At 37.2% G+C, this 24098-nt stretch carries 24 protein-coding genes and 1 riboswitch; of the genes, 9 read left to right on the top strand and 15 right to left on the bottom strand.

Annotation, left to right across the window (positions count from 1 at the left end):
• Positions 1-72: 72 nt before the first annotated feature.
• The 5 genes from AADJ06_RS11755 to AADJ06_RS11735 form a co-directional block, all read right to left on the bottom strand.
• On the bottom strand, positions 73-1077 hold the full coding sequence (locus AADJ06_RS11755) for a LacI family DNA-binding transcriptional regulator (RefSeq protein ID WP_341226646.1): 1005 nt from the start codon (positions 1075-1077) through the stop codon (positions 73-75).
• Positions 1078-1208: 131 nt separating this feature from the next.
• The gene (locus AADJ06_RS11750; RefSeq protein ID WP_341226645.1) at positions 1209-2138 is read right to left on the bottom strand and encodes a 2-dehydro-3-deoxygalactonokinase; all 930 of its coding nucleotides are present in this window, start codon (positions 2136-2138) and stop codon (positions 1209-1211) included.
• Positions 2131-2769: a bifunctional 4-hydroxy-2-oxoglutarate aldolase/2-dehydro-3-deoxy-phosphogluconate aldolase gene (eda, locus tag AADJ06_RS11745; RefSeq protein WP_341226644.1), complete on the bottom strand. Its 639-nt coding sequence runs from the start codon at positions 2767-2769 to the stop codon at positions 2131-2133. The genes AADJ06_RS11750 and eda overlap by 8 nt, the downstream gene beginning before the upstream one ends.
• A gap of 5 nt (positions 2770-2774) precedes the next feature.
• Positions 2775-3746 carry a polyprenyl synthetase family protein gene (locus tag AADJ06_RS11740; RefSeq protein WP_341226643.1) on the bottom strand — a complete coding sequence of 324 codons (972 nt, stop codon included), beginning with the start codon at positions 3744-3746 and terminating at the stop codon, positions 2775-2777.
• The gene (locus tag AADJ06_RS11735) at positions 3747-5084 is read right to left on the bottom strand and encodes an amino acid permease (RefSeq protein WP_341226642.1); all 1338 of its coding nucleotides are present in this window, start codon (positions 5082-5084) and stop codon (positions 3747-3749) included.
• A gap of 45 nt (positions 5085-5129) precedes the next feature.
• Here AADJ06_RS11735 and AADJ06_RS11730 point away from each other — a divergent pair, with 45 nt between their 5' ends.
• Positions 5130-5492, top strand: coding sequence for a CrcB family protein (locus AADJ06_RS11730; protein WP_341226641.1), 363 nt, complete (start codon positions 5130-5132; stop codon positions 5490-5492).
• Between the two features lie 127 nt (positions 5493-5619).
• Here AADJ06_RS11730 and AADJ06_RS11725 read toward each other — a convergent pair whose 3' ends face one another.
• Positions 5620-7848, bottom strand: coding sequence for a TonB-dependent receptor (locus AADJ06_RS11725; protein ID WP_341226640.1), 2229 nt, complete (start codon positions 7846-7848; stop codon positions 5620-5622).
• Between the two features lie 100 nt (positions 7849-7948).
• A riboswitch (TPP riboswitch) is annotated at positions 7949-8041 on the bottom strand.
• 116 nt (positions 8042-8157) lie between these two features.
• Here AADJ06_RS11725 and AADJ06_RS11720 point away from each other — a divergent pair.
• From AADJ06_RS11720 to AADJ06_RS11710, 3 genes are read left to right on the top strand one after another with little or no spacing between them, the layout of a single operon-like run.
• On the top strand, positions 8158-8454 hold the full coding sequence (locus AADJ06_RS11720) for a hypothetical protein (protein WP_341226639.1): 297 nt from the start codon (positions 8158-8160) through the stop codon (positions 8452-8454).
• A gap of 1 nt (position 8455) precedes the next feature.
• Positions 8456-8818, top strand: coding sequence for a ribonuclease domain-containing protein (locus AADJ06_RS11715; RefSeq protein WP_341226638.1), 363 nt, complete (start codon positions 8456-8458; stop codon positions 8816-8818).
• 51 nt (positions 8819-8869) lie between these two features.
• On the top strand, positions 8870-9322 hold the full coding sequence (locus AADJ06_RS11710) for a barstar family protein (protein ID WP_341226637.1): 453 nt from the start codon (positions 8870-8872) through the stop codon (positions 9320-9322).
• A gap of 57 nt (positions 9323-9379) precedes the next feature.
• On the opposite strand, the gene AADJ06_RS11705 is transcribed toward AADJ06_RS11710, so the two are convergent.
• On the bottom strand, positions 9380-9904 hold the full coding sequence (locus tag AADJ06_RS11705) for a DUF2911 domain-containing protein (RefSeq protein ID WP_341226636.1): 525 nt from the start codon (positions 9902-9904) through the stop codon (positions 9380-9382).
• A gap of 133 nt (positions 9905-10037) precedes the next feature.
• Between AADJ06_RS11705 and mutL the strand changes: the two genes are divergently transcribed.
• The 5 genes from mutL (at position 10038) to AADJ06_RS11680 (ending at position 16337) form a co-directional block, all read left to right on the top strand.
• Positions 10038-11876 carry a DNA mismatch repair endonuclease MutL gene (mutL, locus tag AADJ06_RS11700; RefSeq protein WP_341226635.1) on the top strand — a complete coding sequence of 613 codons (1839 nt, stop codon included), beginning with the start codon at positions 10038-10040 and terminating at the stop codon, positions 11874-11876.
• Positions 11877-11890: 14 nt separating this feature from the next.
• Entirely contained in the window at positions 11891-12562 is a 672-nt protein-coding gene (locus AADJ06_RS11695; protein ID WP_341226634.1) for a rhomboid family intramembrane serine protease, read from the top strand.
• A gap of 25 nt (positions 12563-12587) precedes the next feature.
• Positions 12588-13505 (top strand): rhomboid family intramembrane serine protease, encoded by a 918-nt coding sequence (locus tag AADJ06_RS11690; protein WP_341226633.1) that lies wholly within the window; start codon positions 12588-12590, stop codon positions 13503-13505.
• A 99-nt stretch (positions 13506-13604) separates the two neighbouring features.
• Complete coding sequence (gene dxs / locus AADJ06_RS11685; RefSeq protein WP_341226632.1) at positions 13605-15536, top strand: 1-deoxy-D-xylulose-5-phosphate synthase; 1932 nt, start codon at positions 13605-13607, stop codon at positions 15534-15536.
• 6 nt (positions 15537-15542) lie between these two features.
• A complete protein-coding gene (locus AADJ06_RS11680; RefSeq protein WP_341226631.1) occupies positions 15543-16337 on the top strand; it encodes an AAA family ATPase in 795 nt (264 codons plus the stop codon).
• A gap of 2 nt (positions 16338-16339) precedes the next feature.
• On the opposite strand, the gene AADJ06_RS11675 is transcribed toward AADJ06_RS11680, so the two are convergent.
• The 8 genes from AADJ06_RS11675 to AADJ06_RS11640 all read right to left on the bottom strand — a co-directional run bounded on the left by AADJ06_RS11675 (position 16340) and on the right by AADJ06_RS11640 (position 24097).
• Positions 16340-17185 carry a hypothetical protein gene (locus tag AADJ06_RS11675; protein ID WP_341226630.1) on the bottom strand — a complete coding sequence of 282 codons (846 nt, stop codon included), beginning with the start codon at positions 17183-17185 and terminating at the stop codon, positions 16340-16342.
• Positions 17186-17187: 2 nt separating this feature from the next.
• Positions 17188-18060: a DUF6175 family protein gene (locus AADJ06_RS11670; RefSeq protein ID WP_341226629.1), complete on the bottom strand. Its 873-nt coding sequence runs from the start codon at positions 18058-18060 to the stop codon at positions 17188-17190.
• Entirely contained in the window at positions 18057-18533 is a 477-nt protein-coding gene (locus tag AADJ06_RS11665) for a hypothetical protein (RefSeq protein WP_341226628.1), read from the bottom strand. Before AADJ06_RS11665 ends, AADJ06_RS11670 begins: the two co-directional genes overlap by 4 nt.
• A gap of 4 nt (positions 18534-18537) precedes the next feature.
• Positions 18538-20175, bottom strand: coding sequence for a hypothetical protein (locus AADJ06_RS11660; RefSeq protein WP_341226627.1), 1638 nt, complete (start codon positions 20173-20175; stop codon positions 18538-18540).
• Positions 20175-20966: a hypothetical protein gene (locus AADJ06_RS11655; RefSeq protein ID WP_341226626.1), complete on the bottom strand. Its 792-nt coding sequence runs from the start codon at positions 20964-20966 to the stop codon at positions 20175-20177. The genes AADJ06_RS11660 and AADJ06_RS11655 overlap by 1 nt, the downstream gene beginning before the upstream one ends.
• A gap of 511 nt (positions 20967-21477) precedes the next feature.
• On the bottom strand, positions 21478-21828 hold the full coding sequence (locus tag AADJ06_RS11650; protein WP_341226625.1) for a hypothetical protein: 351 nt from the start codon (positions 21826-21828) through the stop codon (positions 21478-21480).
• A 195-nt stretch (positions 21829-22023) separates the two neighbouring features.
• Positions 22024-22914: a phytanoyl-CoA dioxygenase family protein gene (locus AADJ06_RS11645; protein WP_341226624.1), complete on the bottom strand. Its 891-nt coding sequence runs from the start codon at positions 22912-22914 to the stop codon at positions 22024-22026.
• 19 nt (positions 22915-22933) lie between these two features.
• Positions 22934-24097, bottom strand: a complete 1164-nt coding sequence (locus tag AADJ06_RS11640) for a Gfo/Idh/MocA family oxidoreductase (RefSeq protein WP_341226623.1) — start codon at positions 24095-24097, stop codon at positions 22934-22936.
• Position 24098: the final 1 nt, after the last annotated feature.

The following is a 24098-nucleotide window of genomic DNA, read 5'->3' as shown; positions in this document are numbered from 1 at the left end:
AAGAAGTATTGGTTTTTAGCTTAGAAACAGCAATTCTAGCTCAGGAAGGGGCTTTTTATATAAAAAAAACGATCACTTACGCTGTGAAGATTCTCTTACCTTTAAGACTGTTGGTAAGACTATTGTGTCAGAAACAAAGGGCTGATTACCGTTTATCATTTTCAATAAATTCTCCATGATTTTTTCCGCCATTATTTTCACGGGTTGACTAATGGCAGTAATACTTGGTGTGAAGACTTCATAAAGCAAATGGTCATCAAAACTTATCAAACCTATCTTTCTATCTAGCTTATTGATGGCACCAAGGCCACTAAGTGTAAGCAGATTTGTTGAAAATATGACTGCATCTATCTCTGTATTCTTGTTTATAAACCCAAGAATTTTATTTGCATTTCCTGTGTAATCGACATCATAAGGTATTTTTAAAACACTTGGCTTCAAATTATTTTCAGTAACAAAAGCTTGATATCCTTTTAATCTATCCTGACGGCTGCTCTGATTTGATTCAAAAGTTACAAAACCAATGTTTCTATACCCATTCTCATAAAGATGCTTAGTAGCTTCAAAAGTGCTTTCCGTGTTATTGACCACAATACTACTGCAAGCCAAATCTTCTAAGTATCTGTCATATAACATAACAGGAACCTTATTCTCTAATAAAGCCCTTATTTCATTCTCCAAGCCTTCTGTAGAAGCTACGGCTATACCATCTACTTTCCTATCTGCCAATAACCTTATAGCCCTCAAAACTTTCTCTAATTCGTCATTAGAGCTGGTTACTATCAAAGAATAACCTGCTTTTGCAGCCAGTTTTTCTATTTCACTAGAGATATCGGAGAAGAAGGGATTTCTTAACTCACCTACCACTAAACCTAAGGTCATGCTTTTCCCTGTCCTTAAGCTCCTACCAATAAAATCTGGAATATAGCCGACTTCTTTGATATACTTTTCAATGCGATCAATAACCTTCTGACTAATTCTCTTTTCTCTTCCTTTGCCATTTAAGACATAAGAAATTGTAGTTGTTGAAATTTTCAACTCTCTTGAAAGGTCAGCTATGGATTTTTTCTTAGCCATTTAAGATTGGTACTTAGTGAGATATAACGATTTTGAACTAAAGTTCTTATACTCGCTCAAACCGTAAGTGTGTTGCGACACTATTTGATACAAAGATATAAAATGTTTGATTATTTAGTTCAGCGTCTCTTTTACCTAAGGCTTTTATAAAGCCTCAAATGACCATTAACAAAGGCCTTACCGGAATCTGTAGCCTTTACGGTGGCCGATGTATTCAAAACCTTCAATGCTGAAGTGTAAATCTCTAACAAATTTCCTTCGCTTACTAAATGAACACAAGCGGTATTTTCGGGAATACTTTTTAACTCAGCACCAATAAGCAAACCACTCAAATAGTGATAGCAATCTTCTTTGCTCACAGCCTTTAACAAACCCAAGGTTCTAGTATTAAAGGTGAGGTTTAAAAGGTTACCTACAAAGCCTTCTTCTAATCCTTTTTGATAATAAGAATTATCTAAACGCATAGCTTCTGGCTTTAACACAGTGTTTGCCAAAATACTATTGGTGCTTAAAATGTTAAAAAACTCTCCGGTCATGAAGGTTTTAAAATCTATAATTGACCCGTTTCTTACCTCCACGTGCTTACTATGTGTTCCTGGCAAAATTATCAATTCCTCTTCACTAGAATCACAGCCTAGTATAATGGTCTCTTCACCACGCATCACATCAAGCTCAGAGCTTAAACCTGAAAATATATAGATATCTCTGTCGTCATAAAACTTTGAATAGCTTAAGTCTAAATCACTTACTGAAAGAGGTGTATTGGAATATTTTAATTCTTCAATCCCGATGGAAGATGAAGCCATTCCAGAAATCAAAACAGGTGTTTTCTCCAAGTTTTGACCAACTAGGCTTTTAATTTTCTCTTTTAAAACAGAAAGGAAAAATGCTTTTCGTTCTGATGAAGGCTTGTCCCGTGAAAGCCAGTTGGCATTGACCACACTAATTCCTTCGCTGTCTTTTACTTTAGAAAGGACCTGCTCTGTATTTATGTCAACAAGTCTTAATCTAAAAGAGCTTGTTCCCCAGTCGCAGCTAATAATGTTTTTTATATCAGGCATGACTCGTCTTAATCAATGCTCTCACACCGTCTTCTATGGCTTTAAACTCCTTATTTTTAATAAGCTCTTTATTCACCATCCAGCTTCCACCAGCAGCTATTACGTTTCCTACTTTAATATACTCTGCAAAGTTTTCTTGATTTACGCCACCCATAGGAATAAACTTCAAATCAAGGTGACCATATGGTCCAGAAATAGCTTTTAAATACTTTGTGCCGCCTAATTGACCGATAGGAAATACCTTTTGAACTTTGAACCCAAATTGATAAGCCCGCTCTATTTCCGAAGGACTGAATACCCCTGGAATGTAGGGTAATTTGCTCTTTGCTATTTCCTCTACTAAGTTTTCATTAAAGCCTGCACTTAGGCCAAAATCTACACCAATATCTACCAGAGTAGCTATTTGCTCTTTCCTTAAAATTGTACCTGCTCCTATTTTCATCTCAGGAAACTCTTTTTTAATAAGAGCAATAGCCTCCAAAGCGGCATCCGTGCGTAAAGGCACTTCCATAACATTAAGCCCTCCTTTAAGTAAAGCCTCAGCCACAAAAAGTGCGTCTTGACTAGACTCCAAAGTGACTGCCGCTAGGATTTTGTCTTTTAATAATTTATTGAAAAATGTTTCTTCCATTTGTCTTACCTGTCTCTTTCTAAAAGATATTTACCAAACTCCCTAAGCGTTGTTTTCCTTTCTTCCGCTACCGGAAAACCATCTATTCCATCAAAACCTTTTTGGAAGTAGGTATTCATTTCGGCTTCCGCCAACTCGTGAATTCCGAGTCTATTATAGATGTCTGTAACAGCAGACACCTTCTTTTCAGAGTTGAAAACTTTCTTATTTATCCACTCCTTAAGTTCCTTTTCTTCTGGTTTACCTTTGCTCTTTTCTAAAGCTTTCAGCATGAGCCAGGTTTTCTTATTCTCTATGATATCTCCCCCTACTTGTTTGCCAAACTTCTTTGGGTCGCCGTATACGTCCAACATGTCATCTTTGAGCTGAAAGCCTATCCCAAGATTTTCGCCTATTGCAAACAATTGACTAGTCACTACCACATCTTGATTGGCGACCATACCGCCCAATTCTAATGCAAAACCCAGCAAAACGGAGGTTTTCAAACGAATCATTTCAATATACTCAGCCTCTGTTACATTGTTTCGCGTGGCAAAATTCATGTCATACTGCTGCCCTTCACATACTTCAGCCGCTGTTCTATTAAAGCGTTTCAATATTTGCTTAAACCGAGTATCTGGTACGTCAGAAAGTAACTCATAGGCAGCTACTAACATCACATCACCAGAAAGTATGGCCACATCTCTATTCCATTTTTCATGCACCGTTGGCTTTCCTCTTCTTAATGGAGCTTCATCCATAATATCATCGTGCATTAGGGTGAAATTATGAAAAACTTCAATCGCTAATGCAGGCTTGGTAGCCGCTTCCCAATCCTCTTTGAAAAGGTTATAAGCCATTAATGTTAATGCAGGTCGTAGGCGTTTGCCGCCCAACTTCATTAAATAAGAAATGGGTTCGTAAAGCTCTTTAGGCTTTTCACCGTAAGATAATTGAGCTATTTCGGACTGAATATGAGCGAGAAATTTATTTAGCATCTAGGACTTATTCTTAACTTTTATTAAACGATAAACTGGATAAGTAAGCAACAATACAATTACGGCGTAAAAACTATTTTGGCTATCGCTAATTACCGCCCCTACCAAAAACGCCATTGACAAAACAAGCATGAACCATGGTAAAAATGGATACAGAGGCACTTTATAAGGTCGTAGCAAATTGGGTTCTTTTTTGCGTAGCATCAATAAAGAGGCAAAACCCATGGCATAGGCGAAAACAAAATAGAAGGTTGCAATATCGAGCAATCTGCCTGAGGTTTCTTTGCCAATAAATATCAACATTACAGAAAGTGAGCAGGTCAATAGCAGAGCAAATGCTGGCGAACCTCCTTTATTGACTATTTGAGCACGCTTAAAAAACAGCCCATCTCTGGACATCGAAAATAAAGTTCTCGGCGTCATCATCACCTGGGTATTCATAATTCCTATGATTGACACCAAAAGGAAGATGGTAATAATTTTACCCGACTCTTCTCCAAAAACATGAGCCATAGCATCTGCGGCAGCTAATTTAGAAACCTGTAACTCTTCCATCGGCAGCACATAAAGAATAGCCAGATTTACCAAGAGATATATCACAATAATACTAAGCACACCTGAAATCATAGCCTTTGGCAAATTCTTAGTAGCATCGGTGTTTTCTTCGGTAAAATAGGCCGCAGTGTGCCAACCATCAAAAGTGTAAAATATGCCTTGTAACGCAGCAATGATACCTATCAGTAAAGAGCCTTCGGTCAATCTTTTAATTCCTCCTGTGTTTAAATGACCTACACTTTCGCTGCCATAAGAGAAGCAAACTAGCACAAAAGCAAGCAAACCGACCGCTTTTATGGCAGACATTATTTCTTGTGAACGCCCTCCAATGGCCGTTCCTGCCAAATGAAAACCCGTAAGTATTACTAAAACGGCAATGGCTATTGGAACAATGAATACATTAAGCGAAGGAAAAATAAGAGCTAAATATTCGGCTATGGTATAAGCACCAAAACCCAAAGAAGCAACTGTACCAAGCCAACTAGTAATGCCCGTAAGAAAACCTAAATAGTCTCCAAATGCACGCTGAGCATATACATACCAAGAACCCGCTTTGGGCACAGAAACACCTAGCTCAATAGCACAAAGTACTCCTAAAAAGGCGTACAAACTCACCGCTATCCATACGCCCATTATCAAAACAGGATTTCCTAGTTCTGCTGCTATCGTCCCTGGTGTTCTTAAAATTCCAGTACCGATGGTTCCACCCAGTGTAACCGCAATACCAAAACCCACCCCTAGGATTTTCAGTAGTTCGTTTTGTTTAGAGCCTTTATTTGTCAAAATTTGGAATGATGTATCTTTGACAACAAATATCGTATAAAAACATTGGCGAAAACACTCCTTTACATCTTTTTGGGCGGCGGATTTGGAAGTATTACCCGTTATCTTGTTGCAAAATTTAGTATTAACACTTTTGGAACAGGCTATTCTGTAGGCACTTTACTTGCCAATATTCTTGCAAGTCTTATCCTTGGATTTGTGGCTGTAAAGACTTTTGAGTCAGAACAAATTTGGAAACCTATGATAGCCGTAGGCTTCTGTGGAGGTTTTAGCACCTACTCTACTTTTAGTTTAGAAGTATATAATCACCTTCAAAATGCCGAATACGGTTTCGTATTGATGCATATTGGCCTAAATCTAGTTCTTTGTCTTTTGGCAATAGGTTTAGGGATGATGTTGGGGAGGTAAAACCAAAAAAATCCAGCTGAGTTTCCTCAACTGGATTTCTGCGGCCAAATGCTACTTCACTTAAATCGTTTGTCATTAATTCGGTTCAATTTGAAAAAACACGACAAACAAACATAGGTTGGCTAAATTATAACCTCAATTTCAAAGCAGCTAAAAAGTTGGTTCCAGCCTGTGGATAAACAAAATTCTCCGTAATTAAGCCATAGTACAAATAGCTGTATGTATAACCATTTGATTCATACTCCACATTGAATAAGTTATTTACCAAAAGACTCAAAGTTACATTTTTCAGTCCTTTTGGCTTAAAGCTGTAATTCACTCTCAAGTCATTCACAAAGAAAGCGTCTAAAGCTCTTTCTTCATTTGAGGTATTATCTAGATACTGTTTTCCTACATATTTTGGCAGAAGAGCTAACTCTAGACCTTTTGCCGGTTTGTAAGTCAAACTTCCACCTGCTATAATGTTTGGAGAAAATGCGATATCTGTATCATTAAATGCATTGACAGCATCTGGCGTTTCGCCATCATAACTTGGAATAAACTCTGTAAAAGCATCAATTTTATTACTACTCAATGTGGTATTGACTGAAAGCAACATTTTCTCACCAAGTTTTTGGGCTACCTGAAGCTCTATACCTGCTCTGTAACTTTTTGGCACGTTAACCCTTACAGCTTCGCCAACATTATTAATAGCTCCTGTTAAAACCAATTGGTCTTTATAGTTCATAAAGTAACCATTCACTTCAAACTGCGTGTTTAGAGCCAAGTGCCTAAAACCTAACTCTATGTCTTGAAGGTTCTCTGCTTTTGGCTTTACTCCTGAAGAAAAAACCGCATCTACTATATCCTGACGGCTAGGCTCCTTATTACCTACCGCATAAGAACCATAAACAGAATTTGCTTTATCAATTACGAAATTTAAACCCAATTTAGGATTAAAAAAGCTGTACGAATCATCCGTACTTAATGGAGCCAAAATTTCTGTAGTTCCATCTATTTCTAAACCTACGTTTCTGAACTGAACGTCTAGGTAGGCATTCAACTTTTCAGAAAACTGATAAAATCCTTTACCATATATATTGAAATCGGTTTTGACTCCAGTGTTATCATACCACCTTTCTCTGATATTTCCGTTAGAAGCGTATTGAGCCCAAATAACTTCACCAAAATGATCGCCATCGTACTTGTTTAAACCACCACCAAAAGAACCCGTCAGTTTTCCTTGGCCTTCATAATCTAAAGACCAAACCGCTCCGTAAAAATCATTATCTAACCATTTTCTTTGAATCAAGTCAGTTTCATCAATCACCTCACCACCTATCACCACGTTTTCTAAACCATAATCGGCGAAAGACCTTCCGTCTTTATACTGCTCATAATAACCTCTTCCTTTTGTATAATGTAAGGTTGGATTAAATCTCCAGTTAGCTCCTATTTTAAAAGAAGTAATTAGTTGATAGTGGTCTTGCTGATAATTATCAACCTCGTTTTCGTATTGATACCAGTTATATGTTCTTCCACTAGCTAAAAGTTCGTTTTTGAAGTTTTCATCGTAATAGTTTCTGTCTATAAAATTCTGAAAACCATCCGCATCGCCTGTAGCTAAACTTTGAGGTATTCCATACCAAGATTGATACGTTTTTTCTTTCCCTGAAAAAACATTAAATCGGACAAAGTTGTCTTTACCATAATAACCACCTGAAACATAAAAAGACTTTAAGTCTGACGAAGCCCTATCTACAAAACCATCGGAAGCAATTCTAGACAAACGAGCATCCAACACAAAATTGTTATCCATCAAGCCTGTAGAAGCCATCACATTGGTTTTTAAAGAATTGAAAGAACCTACAGAAGTATTAATTTCAGCAAATGGCTCTGCCGAATATTTCAAAGTGCTCACATTTATACTAGCACCAAAAGCTCCTGCACCATTGGTAGAAGTACCAACCCCTCTCTGAAGCTGAATACTGCTCACCGAAGAACTAAAATCTGGCATATTAACCCAGAAAACACCTTGGGACTCTGAATCGTTAAAAGGAATTCCGTTTACCGTCACGTTTACTCTGGTAGCATCAGACCCTCTTACTCTGATTCCCGTGTAACCAATTCCCGCCCCTGCGTCAGAAGTTACTACTACAGACGGCATTTGATTTAATAAAAATGGAATGTCTTGACCTACATTTTGCTTTGCAATTTCCCCTTCACGAATGGTACTGTAAGCCATTCCTGTTTTTGCATTTGCTCTGGTAGATTTTACCACAACCTCATTAAGGTCAAGTGTATCTGACTGAGCAAAAGCAGCTCCGCTCAATACAGAAAGTAAAGTTAAAATGGAAAGTTGAACTAATTTTTTCAAGTTTTTACTTATTTGTACAAAGGCAAATAAGGGGTGAAATCACCATTGAATGGTTCTTAAAAAAAAGTCCATAGACGGCGTTGCTTCCTGTTGATACACAGAAGAACTGGGCTCAAATCCCTTCGTCGGTACTAACCGCATCAGGTTCTATGGGTATAATCTCAGCCTTAAAAAGGCACCCCTTTTGATAATTATTTGACAAAGTTAAACGGATTCTTATTGGATTACGTTAATTTGGTAGAAAGAAATATTCAATTCGGCACTCTTATTGAAGTTTTCTTTTAAAATTTTTAATTTAAGTAAGATTCTATGGCCCAGTTTATGGTAGAGTTTGATCTCCCAACACCTTTCCCACCTAATTTTGTGGTGAAGATACCTATGCAAAAGATGGCGATAGATGAACTTATGGACGATGGAAGAATATCTTCTTATGCACTCTCTATAGATAGAGGAAGATTTTGGGCAGTTATAAATGCCGAAAACGACTTTGGCGTTTTAGATGTTATCAATCAATTTCCGCTGATTGACCAAATGCCTTATGTTATTACCGAACTAATGTTTAATCACGCAGGAGCCATCCACGTTCCAGGATTCTCTTTAAATTAAAATGCTTCGTTTACTTCTCCTTTCTCTTTTTCTACTTACAGGAGTTTCATCTTGTAAATACATTGATCGTCAGCTTCATACTCAAGAGTCTATAGTTCCGCCAGCGGCCTATGAAACATGGGATTACATCAAAAAATATAACAAACCACGAAAAGGTTATGTAGGCGGCAAAAGATTTGGAAACTATGAGCAGTTGTTACCTAAAACAGCTCCCAACAATGTAAAACTGAGTTACAAAGAGTGGGATATACATCCAAAGAAAAAAGGGCAAAACCGTGGAGCTGAAAGATTGGTCACCAGTTCTGACGGAAAAGCCTATTACACCGCTGACCACTACGCCAGCTTTGTCAAATTAGAACCTTAATTTTCTTATTTTTATAAACAATCTAAACATGAAATCTCTTTTGTTTCACTAATGAACAATCTTTTTATCACTGAAAGTCCAGAAGAATTAGCGGACTATTCTCTAATTACAATTGATGGTAAATTATGTAAATCTCTTGCCCAATTTTATGAGGCTATAAAAGATAAGCTACATTTTCCCGAATATTTTGAGCCGAACATGGACTCTCTTGATGAGGTTCTTAACGACTTATCTTGGATAGAAGACGAACGTCTGTTAATTTACTTCAAAAACTCCTCCGAGTTTTTGATAAATGAGCGTAATGAAAAAAATGTCACATCACTGTTAGACCTTTTTGATATTACATGCGAAGACTGGAAATACATGGACGCTGAAGCAGAAGAAGAGGCTCTGGTTACCAATACAGAAGAGGAGGAAGAAGACTATATTATTCCAAAAAAAGAACTTTTGATAGGTTTTTCTCCAAGCGAACGCATGGAAGATTATTTAGCTGAGATTAATTAAAAAAATAGCCTGCCTTATCCAAAAGATAATGGCAGGCTATTTTATATCTGTTCCTTTTTAGTTTATCGGAACGTGTACTAAGGTTTTATCCCACTTAAGATTCATGCTAATTCCTGCAGAATCCACGTCTACAAGACTAATTTTAAGTAATTCTGTAGACTCTTCTGTCTGAACGGCCGGCACATCTACTCTTAATACATCTGTTTCTTCATCATATGAAGTTCCCCACTGACCCGTTTGAGAATTAAAAATTATAGACCAATCTCCTTCCCTAGGAATAGTCCAAAGAGAGTATTCTCCGGCAGCTAAATCTTCCCCAGCTATTTTTACATCTTCACTAAAACTAATAATTGTAGCTTCGTTTGCTCCTGTTCTCCAAACTCGGTCAAAAGGCACTAATTCCCCAAAAATCACTCTGCCTTTTAGAGCTGGTTGGCAGTATTCTACTTTAATGTTAAGTTCTCCGTCCGTAATTTCGGCTACATCTTCTGGGCTGTGGCTTTTGGTCCAGCTCTTTAGAACAAAATAACCGACAGCCAATACTGCGGCCACAATAACTAGAATTTTAATAAGTTTCTTCATTATGAAAAGGTTTTAAAAGGTGTTATGATATGAACAGCTTATCAACATATTTAGTGTTGAAAAAATTCGCACCTGATTCGGTCGGAATTGGATAATTGATTAGCCACCTTTGTACACAAATCATTCTTTTCCTATGGACATTATACACCTTCTTTCTGACACCATTGCTAACCAAATAGCGGCAGGTGAGGTAGTACAACGCCCCGCCTCTGTGGTTAAAGAGCTTATGGAAAACGCCATTGATGCAGGTGCCTCTATGGTCAAACTTATTATCAAAGACTCTGGAAAAACACTGGTTCAGGTGGTAGATAATGGGAAGGGCATGTCTGTAACAGACTGCAGAATGAGTTTTGAACGGCATGCTACTTCTAAAATCAACAAATCAGAAGACCTTTTTGCCATTAGAACCATGGGGTTTAGAGGTGAAGCTTTAGCATCCATAGCTGCTGTAGCCCAAGTGGAGGTTAAAACCAAAAGAGAAGAAGATGAGTTAGGTAACTTATTAGTCATTGAGGGGTCGGAGGTCAAAAACCAGGAGCCAATCTCAACCGCAAAAGGGACCAGCATTATGGTCAAAAACCTTTTCTTCAATGTGCCTGCACGTCGAAAATTCTTAAAGTCGAACCCGGTAGAAATGAAACACATTTTAGATGAGTTTCAGCGAATTTCTCTGGCAAACCCTGAGGTGGCTTTTGAAATGTTTCATAATGATACTGAAATTTATAAGCTTCCTTCTGGAAAACTATCCAAACGAATTGTAGATCTTTTTGGAAAAAGCTATAGAGAGCAATTAGCCGCTTGTGAAGAAGACACGCCTTATGTGAGCATCAGCGGTTTTGTAGGGAAACCAGAATCTGCCAAGAAAACGCGTGGCGACCAATACTTCTTCATAAACAATAGGTTTATCAAAAGCCCTTACCTGCACCATGCAGTTACCATGGCTTTTGAGGGCACTATTCCAGAGAAACATTATCCGTTCTATGTTTTAAATATTGCTATTGACCCTTCCCATGTTGATATCAATATTCACCCGCAGAAAACCGAAATTAAGTTTGAGGACGAAAAGGCAGTATATAGTATTTTGCGTTCGGCAGTAAGGCAGGCGATAGGTGTTTATAATCTAACACCGACTATCGATTTTGAATCGGACATTAACTTTGGAAACCTGACCAACAGGCCCATGCCGGAAAAAGCTCCATCTGCATTTGAAAAAATGGGTTCGTCTGTTTCTAATTTTGAGAATTATTCTAAACCTAAAACGCCCGAAAACCAAGACTGGCGTAAATTATATGAGGGTTTAGAAAGTGCTGCCAATTTCACAAAGCCCGAAGAGACTCTTTCAATGGGCTCAAAAGTTAATGAAGGCATTAAAAACACACTGAAACCCGACTCTGAGGAGGTAGATGCGGTACAAATACATCTTCGCTACATAGCCTTGCAGGTCAAAAGTGGCATGCTACTCATTGACCAAAAAGCAGCTTGGGAAAGAATACTCTTTGAGAAGTACGAAAAAAACTTAGCTAACAAGTCTGGTGCTTCACAGCAATTGCTGTTTCAAAAAACACTAAACCTAAGGCCAGAAGAGTTTGAATTGGCAATAACTTTAAAAAGCGAAATTCACGCCTTAGGTTTTGGCTTCGAGGTGTTCGGTAAAAGTAGCTTGATAATTAATGGAATTCCTACTGAAACTACAGACGAAGAAGGTTCACAGGTATTAGAAGACCTCATTAAGGAGTCTTTAGAGCATGATACTGACGTTAAACTTGACAAAACGAAAAAACTGGCCAAGACTTTGGCTAAAAGGACAGCCAGTAAAAACCTTAAAAAGATGAATAAAAAGGAAATAAATGTCTTAGTAAACCGTCTTTTTGAAACCAGTATGCCTTCTTACACGCCAGACGGAGCCAAAGTAATGAATGTGGTAACCTTAGAAAAACTTGGCGAACTCATTTCGAGCTCAGCGGGTTTTTAACAAAAGAAAAATATATGTTTGACAGAATAACACCCGTAGTAAAACAGCTCCTAATAGCCAACGTAGTTGTATTTATACTTTCGAATCTTGCAGAACAGTTTTTTTACTCAAATTTTGCATTCTTCAACCCTATCTTACCTAATAACGAACAACTTTTCAATCCTAACTTTAAGGTTTGGCAGGTATTAACCTACATGTTTATGCATGGCGGTGTAGGGCATATTTTCAGCAATATGTTTGGACTTTTCATCTTTGGCTCTACCCTTGAAACATACATGGGTTCAAAGAAGTTTTTGACCTATTATATAATTACGGGAGTAGGAGCAGCAGTTTTAAACTCTATGCTAAACACCTACGAAATGTCTCAACTGATAACAAACTCAGAACCTTATTGGAGGCAGGCTGTTACGCCAATGGTAGGTGCATCAGGGGCTATTTTTGGAATACTAGTGGCCTTCGGAGTTTTATTCCCCAATGTGGAATTAATGCTTTTATTCTTTCCTGTACCTATAAAAGCAAAATATTTTGTAATTTTATATGGTCTCTATGAGCTTTATGCTGGTACAGCAGGACTTCAGCAAGGCGTAGCACATTTTGCACATATTGGTGGTTTAATAACTGGCTTCGTGTTGTTAAAATTTTTCGGGTTCGACGAGCGTCAAGGTCATAATCTTCGTAGATGGTAAAGCGTACTGTTTTATATGAAAGAAAATGGGAAGTATTAAAGATGACATAAGGCAAGCTTTTAGCAGAGGAAACGGTACTGGCGTACAGCTGATACTCATTAATGCTTTTGTGTTTGTGGCTTATTTTTTAGTCAAACTTATACTATCTATGACGCCAGAAACTAGTCAGCTAGTGGCTGGTATCAATCAAAACATTTACCTTAACGCAGAACTGCCACAGCTCGTTTTGCACCCATGGAGCCTTTTCACTTTTGGTTTTGTTAATGCTTCATTTTTCTCCTTCCTCTTTAATTGTATTGCCCTGTATTGGTTTGGCTCTTTGATTCAAGATTTTATAGGAAACAGAAAACTGGTGAATATCTACCTATTAGGTTACATTTTTGCTGGAATTTCTTACATCCTTTTTTATAACCTTATAAGTATGTCAAAAGCCACCATTAGTATGTCGGCTTTGGCTCCTGGTGCCACAGCGGCTGTTTATGCGGTTATGTTTGCCACTATTACACTTATCCCTGATTACGAACTATTCCTCTTCCGAAGGTTCAGTGTAAAAATAAAATACTTAGCTGTTATCTTTTTGGTATTCTCGTTTATGACACCAGATGCTGGTTTGATGAATTTGGGTGGTGCATTTCTTGGCTACCTTTATATCAAATTACTTAGAACTGGTGTAGATTTAGGTTCTCCTTTTGAAGCTTTCCAAGAATGGTTAAGCGGCTTAACTAAACCTAAGGAGTCTAGTAAAAACTTCAAAGCCAAAAAGTTTAGCCACTCTACCGTAGGTCAGTCTATGGCATATCATAACAGCGAAGACACAGACTACGCTAGCGAGCAAGAAGAGGTAGATGCCCTTCTTGACAAGATTGGAACTTCTGGCTATAAAAGCCTTACTTTAGAAGAAAAAGAACGACTTTATAAAGCTTCGCAAAGCGACAAACTTTAGGTTTTTTACGAGGCTGCATCCTATCCTCTGGTTTCTTCGTACATTTGTCACAACTCACACGTGGCTCAAAATTCAGCCACTAGCTTAAAATGCCCCTTTATGTTTATTGAGCCTGGCGAATTATTGAACAAAGTTAATAGCCCTGAAGACCTCAGGAAGCTTAGTAAAGACCAATTACCACAGTTTTGTGACGAACTCCGTCAATATATTATTGACACTGTATCTATCAATGGCGGCCATTTTGGTGCAAGTCTTGGTGTGGTAGAACTCACTGCTGCTTTACACTATGTTTTCAATACTCCAGATGACAAACTAGTTTGGGATGTGGGTCATCAGGCCTACGGTCATAAGATCATAACAGAAAGAAGAGATAAATTTTTCACCAACCGTATTTATGGAGGTCTTTCCGGCTTCCCTAAGATATCAGAAAGTAAATATGACGCTTTTGGTGTAGGGCATTCGTCTACTTCTATTTCAGCGGCCTTGGGCATGGCAGTTGGTTCTAATCATAATGGGGATAAAAACGCTCAACATATAGCCGTAATAGGAGATGGTGCATTAACCGCTGGTCTTGCCTTTGAAGGTATGAACCATGCAGGTTCTTTAAAAGATGCTAACGTGCTTATTATTCTCAATGATAACTGTATGTCTATTGACCCTAACGTAGGGGCTCTCAGAGAGTATTTAACAGATATCACTACCTCGAAATCTTATAATAAGGTGAAAGAGGATGTTTGGAATCTTTTAGGCAAAATGAGCCATTTTGGCAAAAGTGCTAGAGAAATAGTTCAAAAAATAGAAAATGCTATGAAGGGTGCTGTTCTTGGAAACAGCAATTTCTTTGAAGCACTAAATTTAAGATACTTTGGCCCTGTGGATGGTCATGATATTGACCACATGGTGCATGTGATGGAAGACCTCAAAAACATTCCTGGACCAAAAATATTACACTGCATCACCAAAAAAGGAAAAGGCTATGAGCCCGCCGAAAAAGACCAAACTAAATGGCACGCTCCAGGTCTTTTTGACAAACTAACGGGTGAAATAAAACAAGTAGCTTCTCCTACTCCTCAGGCTCCAAAATATCAGGTTGTTTTTGGAAAAACGATAGTAGAATTAGCAGAAAAGAATAGCAAAATAGTAGGAGTAACACCTGCCATGCCTTCTGGCTCTTCATTAAATATTATGATGGATGCTATGCCAGATAGAGCATTTGATGTAGCTATAGCAGAACAGCACGCGGTAACTTTCTCCGCCGGAATGGCAACAAAAGGCTTGACCGTTTTTTGTAATATATACTCCACATTTATGCAGCGTGCTTATGACCAAGTCATTCACGATGTATGTTTACAAGGCTTACCGGTCATTTTCTGTTTAGATAGAGCTGGTTTTGCAGGAGCTGATGGTCCAACGCACCACGGTGCTTATGATTTGGCCTATATGCGATGCATACCAAACATGATAGTGTCTGCTCCTATGAACGAAGAAGAGCTAAGAAACTTGATGTTTACAGCTCAGTCGGATAAGATTCAATCTGGAAAAGATGCTTTCACTATTAGATACCCAAGAGGAAAGGGTGTGATGGTAGATTGGAAGCTCCCTATGCAAGCAATAGAAGTAGGAAAAGGCCGAAAACTTAAAGATGGTGAGGACATTGCCATATTGAGTATTGGTCATATTGGCAATGCTGCTTTAAAAGCGGCTAACGAATTAGAGAAGGAAGGTCTTTCTGTTGCACATTATGACTTGCGTTTTGTGAAACCTTTAGACGAAGAAATGCTTCATGAAGTATTCTCGAAATTTTCAAAAGTAATTACCGTGGAAGACGGCTGCCTACAAGGCGGCATGGGCTCAGCAGTGCTAGAGTTTATGATAGACCAAGGCTATACTGCTCAAGTAAAACGCCTAGGCATACCTGACAGATTAGTAGAGCATGGTGAGCAATCTGAATTACAAGCAGAGTGTGGTTTTGACAAAGAAGGCATCACAAAAGCTTGTCTTGAAATGGTAGCCGACAAAACTCTTGCCTAGCCTGAAATGCTTCACTTACAATCCGTAAGTTTAAGAAACCTTCCAGAAGAAGAGGAATTTCCTTTTACACTTCCTTTAGTTAAGGACTTAGAACCCATTATTTTCAAATCTAACATCACGTTTTTTGTTGGTGAAAATGGTGCGGGAAAATCTACCATTTTAGAAGCTATAGCCTACAAACTTAATGTACCCGTAGCCGGAACTGCAAGCGTTGACCTAGACCCCATGCTAGAAAACGCCCGAAAACTCGGCAAATACCTTAGCATAAGACAAGCTTCAAAATCATCGCGTGGCTTCTTTTTAAGAGCAGAAGACTTTATAGGCTTTGTAAAGAATATTCAAAGACAAATAGCCGACCTCAACAGCGAAATAGCGGAAATAAAAAACACATGGACAGGTGGTGACATCACCTTAGCACTTGGAGCGGTAGAAGGCGAAAGAAATGCCTTAATAGCCCGATACGGTAAAGATTTAGATGCCATGAGTCATGGCGAAGGTTTCTTAAAGTTCTTTCTTTCTAGAATAACAGGCAAGGGTGTTTACCTCATAGACGAACCCGAAGCTGCCCTTTCTCCTACTCGTTTACTCTCGCTAATTTCCTTAATCCGTCAAAAAGTAAAAGATGTGGATGCTCAGTTTATAATTGCCACGCATTCCCCCATCATCATGTCTATCCCAGAAGCTGAAATTCTGCATTTTAAAGATGGGAAGATAGTACCTATTGCATATCAGGAGACGGAGCATTATCAGCTGACTAAGAGTTTCCTAGATAACCCTGAGTTGTTTTTGAGGGAGTTGTGAAATTAATAACTATTCAGTTGACTCCAAGAATCGTAATCTCCTTCGAGTAAGAAGTGATTAATTCTTTCAGCCTTTATATTAAGTTCCTTATTGGACCTCTTTAAAAAGTATTCACCAATACCCTTCGATATCGTTATTGCTTCCTCACTACACTTGCAATTTGGAGGTATTTTAGATAAAATATTCACAGCCTTAATCATCTGAAATTCAACACCAGAAACGGCCATTACTTTTAACTTATTAATATTTTCATCACAGTACTTATTCCCATATTCAACAAGGACTTTCTCCTTTGCGACCTCCAACCTTACCTTACAACTTTTATCACTTGTTTGAGCCATAGCTTCATGAAGCCTCATAATACCTTCTATGCTTACCTCATCTTGATACCTAGTGAGAATAGCATCACAATTTAATCTTGAATATTTCTCACTAAATATCGTCAGCTCTTCTAAAGCCATATCTACCACACCCATTTCTGACATCTCTGAAATCAGACTTTTTACTATTTGATACTTATTAGAAGCAGATACAGGAATTTTATAAGTAACAACTGTGTCCTTTTTCGAGGAGCGAAGTGCAATTTCAAAGGACACTTTTACCATTCCCTTATATAGCAAGTTTATACCTTCAATACTATAAACTTTCGAGTAATCCATTTTGGGTTTTATCTGAACGGTTGATTTCGCATCTAGCTTGTATTCCTTGACAATCTCGGTGTTTAAAAATGTATTGACATACACATCGTAAAACTCTGAATTCGTTGCCATTTTTACATAATCTATAGTCTTCTGGGCACTTGCTGTTGACAACAATAAGAATAAAGAGAGTGTTAAAAGTCTAGTCATTATTATTGTATTGTTAAAGTAATGCTATTTCCCACAACGGTAGTTGAGGCTTTAATTTCATTAGTTCTCAAAAACCTTCTCAAATCCAAAGCAAACTTGGTGCTGCGAAAAGAGTTTCCATTATCGTCTTTGTAGGGTACTCTTATTTGATCAAAGGTTATTCTTGTGTCACTTACGCCTTGTAGATGATAGTTTCCTTTATATGCAGTATCAGCAATATACTCCTCGAGCAGGTCACTTAAAAGACTTCCCATATCATCCACTTCTGTGTCCATTTTTAAGTCCGACTCTTCACTCACTCCTCCATTTAAAGTAATAGTAAGTCCATTTTCTCTTATGTCTTCAAACTTCTCTGAAATAGTAGTTAAAAGATTTGGCACCTCTTCATCTACTGCTTTGACAATAAGCTTTTCATAATTGTCAGTATAAAATTTGGGAGAAATTGAGACTTTATTGGCATAGGATTCACCAGAAAAAGCATTAAAAGCTGACATCAAAACGGTTACACTATTTCCAGAATTACTTCTGTTTATGTTTGCTTCTACTTCTATGTAAATATCTGCTCCAGAAATCGCAATTATATCATCTTTAAGAGACGTTTTCTGATCGGACTGTAATGCCTCTGCATTACCCAATTGCTTTAATTTAGCTCTAAAATCTATGGTATTTACACCTCGTTGATCAAAAGCATCCTTTACTTTGGTAATGGCCACTCGCAGCCACTCATTATGTTCATAATTTGTCCTCAGATCTGACCCCTTAGGTGTAAAGGGAATTACCATTATGGTTGGTTGTAAATTACTTTGATTGTCATCTTGAGCAAACCCAACACTTGCCACACATAAAACTAAAGCAAGCAATATTTTAAACCTCATAATCCGAATTTTTTAATGATTTTGTTCTCTTCTAAATACTTTCTAAGTGCTTTCACATCAACTTCTACCTCGACCGTAACTAAATGCCCTCCCGAACTACTTTCGTCGTCAACAATTAAAGACTTAGTAACAAACCTCTCCGGCCCTAAATTGAAAGCTAGGTCATTAAGCTTATTTTCAAAAGCAAGTTTGCTCTCTAATTCGTTTTTTACCAAAGGACTCTCTGATGGCGAATTTGCGACTCCTCTATATAACAAATTTTCAATCGCCGATACTGTTGCAAAGTAAGCGGCGTCTTGTGTAGTAGAACCAAAATTTTGGCTATTAAAACTTTGTAACAATCCTTTAGACGCCACATAGCTTACTTTCCCATTCCTGCTGTACTCAATACTTTTCTGCGATGTAACTTTTTGCGAGCAGGACATATTTAGCAAAAAGAGTACAAACCAAAATGAGATTATTTCTTTTTTCATTCTTCTATAATTTATATTCTAGAACCACTTTAGCTCCTGAATTTTTCATTTCCAATAACTCCTTATTCCCTTTTTGAACATAAAGATTCGCTAAATGCTTATTCACTACTGACCTAATATAGCCCTCTCCTATTAAAATATTTCTAGACAATTTTTTCCCACCCACTGTTTCTTCTTGCTGTTTATAAATTAAGACTCTTTCGCCTAGAATCACACCAAAAGGATTATAAACTCGAACTTCTTTTACAGTCTTCTTTTTCACATTTGTATACTCAAAGATTTCCATCTCTTTATCAAACGTGTTTAAAAACATAGTTTTTATCACAACCGGCGAAGTCGATGCTGAAAATTTAAATCCTAATATTTTACCCTCTTTAGACTCTGTCCCAATTATCCTTCCGGTCTCAATATCTGTGCTTGTTAACTTATCGTCCTCAATTGAAAATAAATACCGCACTCCAAGCATTTTATAATAATCGTCGTTTGAGAAATTGTCAATATTCTTTTCTGACTTCAACAGCTCTCTGAAATGACGAAATTCAAAGTCTGCTCTTTCTAAAACTCTAATTGAAGGTACTGCTGCTAAATTTGACTCTAGGTTCATAAAGCAGTTAATACAGTTCTTTTTTACTGCAACCGTTTGAATTTCTTCGTTTCCAATTTCCCTAACTTTATTATTCAAGACCGACTCGTTATTCGTTATAAGTACTTGGGCGTCGTTCAATATTAGTTCTGCAAGTCTTTTTTGATTTCCAAACATTGCCAACTTAAGTTCTGAACCTGTAGAATCAATGCTTTCAACTTTAAAAGTATATCCTTTATCATAAGAAACATGTTCTCCAAATTTTTGTATCTCATAAAAGTCGATATAATCACTAGTCGAATAGCCGTCCTTTAAACTTAAATCTGACTTAACGAATTTTACTTTGTCTTCAACAATACCATCCTTTTTAATAGTGAAATATTTGTCAATAAGAACTTCCTGAGCATAATAAAACCGTCTTACACAGTATGAAGAAAACTCTTTAAAAGCAGCAACCTTATTCTCATGAATTTTCTGCTTATATTTTTCATATGCTTTTCTCTCAGCCTCTTCAAAACCCTTGTTATTCAGACGCATAAATGATGGGTCTGCACTAAAAGACTCTTTAAAGTTAATCGAAACATCAAACCTTCCACTTCCTCTATTGGAAGCCACAAGTTCATCTGATGATGTATTTAAAGAGAACTGTGTTAAAAACAGAATTTCGGTTGATTTTAAATCAACTATTTTAAGTTTCAAGTTAAGCTCAGGCCTTATAGGGTAGAATGCTGAAACGGTTTTTCCTGTTGAATCTGTAACCAACTGTAATCTTGGACGGCTTTCTACTTCAGAGTAAAGTTCAACAAACATTAACTTGTCTACTGGGTTAGTTCCATCATTTCCCACTGGCGTAAGCTTCTTGCCTTCCTCCCAATCATAGTAAAACATTTCTTGATTAGAATTAAGACGCTTAAAAGCTTTAAAATCATCTATAATAATGGAATTAAAACCTGAATTTTCATTTGCCGAAACTAAAACGGCCAAACCTTGCTTTTGAGCCACGGAAGCAAAGCATATCAAAAAAAGAAGTAGGGATGCTTGTATAATTTTTTTCATCATTAGTCTATTGTTAGTTTTCCAAAAACAGCGGTCTTATTATTCAACGATTTCATTATAGATTCTTCTCCTTCTTCCACCTCCATTGTACAAAAATTGTCATCCTGAACACTTATCACTTGAGCTAAGCCAATGACGTTTTGCCTTTGAAGTACTCTTCCACCCACTTTTTCTTCTACATTTTCATATATCTCAAACATGTATCCTTCTCTCACATTTAAGTTTTTGCCTGCGGCCACCAATAGCTCTTTGGCCTTATCTTTTTTGAACTTTGTAGCTCTAAGTACTGGAATGTGCTCATCGAAGCTTTTTGCATTTAAGTCTAACAAGAGAATCAAAAGTTGCAAATCCATATTTTTTACTCCCCAAAAATTTGCATCAAGTTTTCTTGACACTGACCCGATATTTTTTGACTCCTGAACATCAATTATCCCAATAGTTAACTCACTTTCTGCAATATCATACTTGCTCTCTACTATAAAATCGAGACCTTCTTTTTTACTCTGAGACACCACATAACCGTCCATGAAGTCTTCACTTTTTTGAAGCTCCATTTCATCATTAATTAATTGTAAATTTTGCCTATCGATGGTTATAAAGGAAGGGTTACTGGAATAAAAGTCTACTATTTTAGACACCATTCCTTGCGTTGAGATTCCAGCTAACGCTAAGTTTTTATACATCTTGAGTGACGAAGAGTAGCCTTGAACTCTCAATACGCCTATTCGCTTTTGAGCATTTACGGAAGTTAAAGCAGTCAGTAAAACAATTACAGTTAAAAATCTGAATTTCATTTATTATTATTTTATTAAAAAGGATACTAAATATTAACAGAAGCTTTATACGAAACACACCAACAATCCCATATACCCTTAAAACAAAATGGGGTAATCTCTTGTTGAAATAATGATTCATTGAAATTTCGGGGAGTGCTCTATCTAAACGATTGCTGTCCAGGATTCATTTTTCTACTTAAAAGTGGTTTGTGGATATTTGTTATGTGTTTCTTTTTCACAAAGTTAATCGATAAATTTTTTTAGACAACATTGGTTTACTTAAACGCCTAATTATTGCTAGAAAGTTAGTCAAACTAAAAATGATATACTCTTCAAATATCCCTCAAAACAAAAGATGTGCCACTCTTACATAACAATATAAAACCCCAATCCCAGAAGCCGAAATATTACATTTTAAAGATGGGAAAATAGAGCCAATTGCCTACCGCGAGACAGAACAATATACACTTTGACCAAGTCATTTTTGGATAATCCTGAGGTGTTTTTGAGGGAGTTGTGAAGAATTAATTTACTGATTAAAATTATAGTCATAAGAATTCAGGCAAAATACTTCAGAGACCTTGCTATTGCTAAAATGTAGAACTGCATCAAACAAGGGGTCATCAGATTTAGATTCTATTTTGATTATGGAACTCCCTATCATAGCTTTTAATAAGCTCTGAATCTCCTCATCAGTATTTTTAAATAGCCTGCCACTTTTAGTCAAAATTTTAAATGATGAAGCAATTCTCAACCTCCATTTTTCATTTACAAAAAACAGATCTGTTTCATCCAAATATATTCTATCAACAACTAAAGGCAAACTTTCTAAAACAACCCCAGTTTGAATTTCAGATTCCGCTAATTTTAGTTCACACATAATTGAATACTATACATTTCATTAGCCCATTAGATTGATTTAAGAATGAAAAGGAAGTTGTTGTTTTTCTGGAATGAAACTTACGATTAGCCTAGTAAAAGCTATAAATCTAGCATTCCAGAATCACGGACAAAATGATTTTAAACCATTAAAAAAATCATGTAAGTCACAACTCCTTTAAATCGGTAACCTCTATTATATTTTTGAGAGTTCAATCATATTTTCTCTTTTCCAAGTATCTGCCATATTTGGAAATTTAGCTCTACATGCCACGTAATCTTCCATCATAGCTCTCATGGTAGGGTTTAATTTTTTTAGATAATCTTCCGTTAATAAATTGCTGTCAAGCAAGTAAAAATGCCATGTTGGGTCATAAGCATTACTATGATAGCCCATATGCAGTGTTCTTCTCGGAACCTTCATAGTCTCTGTATACCCTCTATGAATTAAATTATTGTTATACAAAACGGCCTGTCCTGCTTTTAACTTAACCGGTACCCCCCCTGGCATTTCTGCCCCAATAGGAGCATAGTGTTTTGAACCTCCAAAAGCCTCATTTTCACCTTCATTATTAGGACGATTATGGCTTTTAGGAACAATCCACAAGGAATTCTCATCAACCAATGGAAGATTAATTTGCACGCTATTGTGAAACCTCTCTGATGAAAACAACCAATCTTCTATTTCATCCTCTGGTATCTGAATAATATCTCTATGCCAGCCTAAAGAATAAGATGTTCCTTTATTTGCCGCCAAAATAGATGCATTATTCACAATCAAATCTGGTCCCAATATCTCTTCTACCGCCTTTAATATTTTTGGATTACTAAAGGCGTGATGTATGGGCTCTGTACCTTCTTTGGTTAATAAATGAAAATAATATTGTCTTGACTCCTTCCCAAAATCTTGAAGGTTGTCTCCTAAATGTTGAAAAGATGAGCTTTTGGGCGTTTCATCTGTTCCTACAATTTTTGGACTCAATAGTTTATCCATTATAGTCCTAAAATCGCTTATTTCTTTTTCTGAAAGAACATCTATAATCACATAACCTTCCTCTAAAAATTGCCTTTTCAAACTACTTTCCATTGCCTTAATTTTAATTTTTTTAGTGTAAATCAATAGTTCTTCTTTCTACGGCAGATTGCAAGCCCGCCTCTAAAACCTTTAGAATGGAAACTCCGTCTTTAAAGTTGGGCTCAATTCTACCCTTGGTATGAACGGCCTTGATAAAGTCTGCTGCGGCGTGTATAAAAGTATGTTCATAACCGATTATATGTCCTGGTGGCCACCAATTCTTTATGTATGGATGACTATCTTCTGTTGCTAAAATTGTTCTAAAGCCTTTTAAACTCGTAGTGTCTTCTTGCGAATAAAACTCTAGCTCATTCATTCTTTCTAGGTTAAAAGAAAGGCTTCCTTTGCTGCCATATATCTCAAAAGAAAGTTTGTTTTTCCTTCCATTTGCAAACCTGGTTCCTTCAAACGAACCTATCGCCCCATTTTTAAAATTTACCATCATTAGTGATGCATCTTCTACGGTAACTTCAGCCTTTTCGTTACTCAATGCCTCTGCTTTAAGATTCCCCTGCCCATCTGGACTAGCTATGGGCCTTTCTTTTACAAAGTTTGTAGTCATTGCCATTACGTTAGCTATATCCCCCACCAAATAATGAGCTAAATCCACACTATGTGAATTCAAATCCCAATGAGGACCTGCCTTTGCATACTCTTTTTGAAGCTGCCAGGTCAAAGGAAAATTAGGGTCTGTAATCCAATCTTGCTGGTAGGCACATCGCCAATGATGTATTTCACCGATTAGCTCATCACTAATCATTTTTTTAGCTAAAGCAATAGCCGGAACCCTTCTATAGTTATGGTTTAGATAGTGGACTACTCCATTTGCCTCACTCTCCTCATACATCTCTTGAGCTTGGTCTATTTCCAGAGCAATTGGCTTTTCGCAAAATATATGCTTTCCGTTTTTTGCTGCTGCCACCGCTATTTCATGATGTAAGTGCTGAGGCAATGCAATATCTATAATGTCTATATCATCTCTTTCTATTACCTTTCGCCAGTCTGTCTCTGTTTCTTCCCAGCCCCACTTATCTGCAAATTCTTCTAGGTTCTTTTCGTTTCGCCCGCAGGCAATTTTTAATACCGGCTTTACAGGCAAGTCAAAAAATTTGTCAACTTTTTGCCAGGCGTTACTGTGAGCCCTTCCCATAAATTTATAGCCAATTATGCCTATGTTCAGTACATTTTTCTTCATA

The organism is uncultured Arcticibacterium sp., assembly GCF_964021845.1.
Lineage (GTDB): Bacteria > Bacteroidota > Bacteroidia > Cytophagales > Spirosomataceae > Arcticibacterium.
The sequence above is the reverse complement of the archived record's forward strand: the minus strand, read 5'-3'. Positions and strand labels throughout refer to the sequence as shown.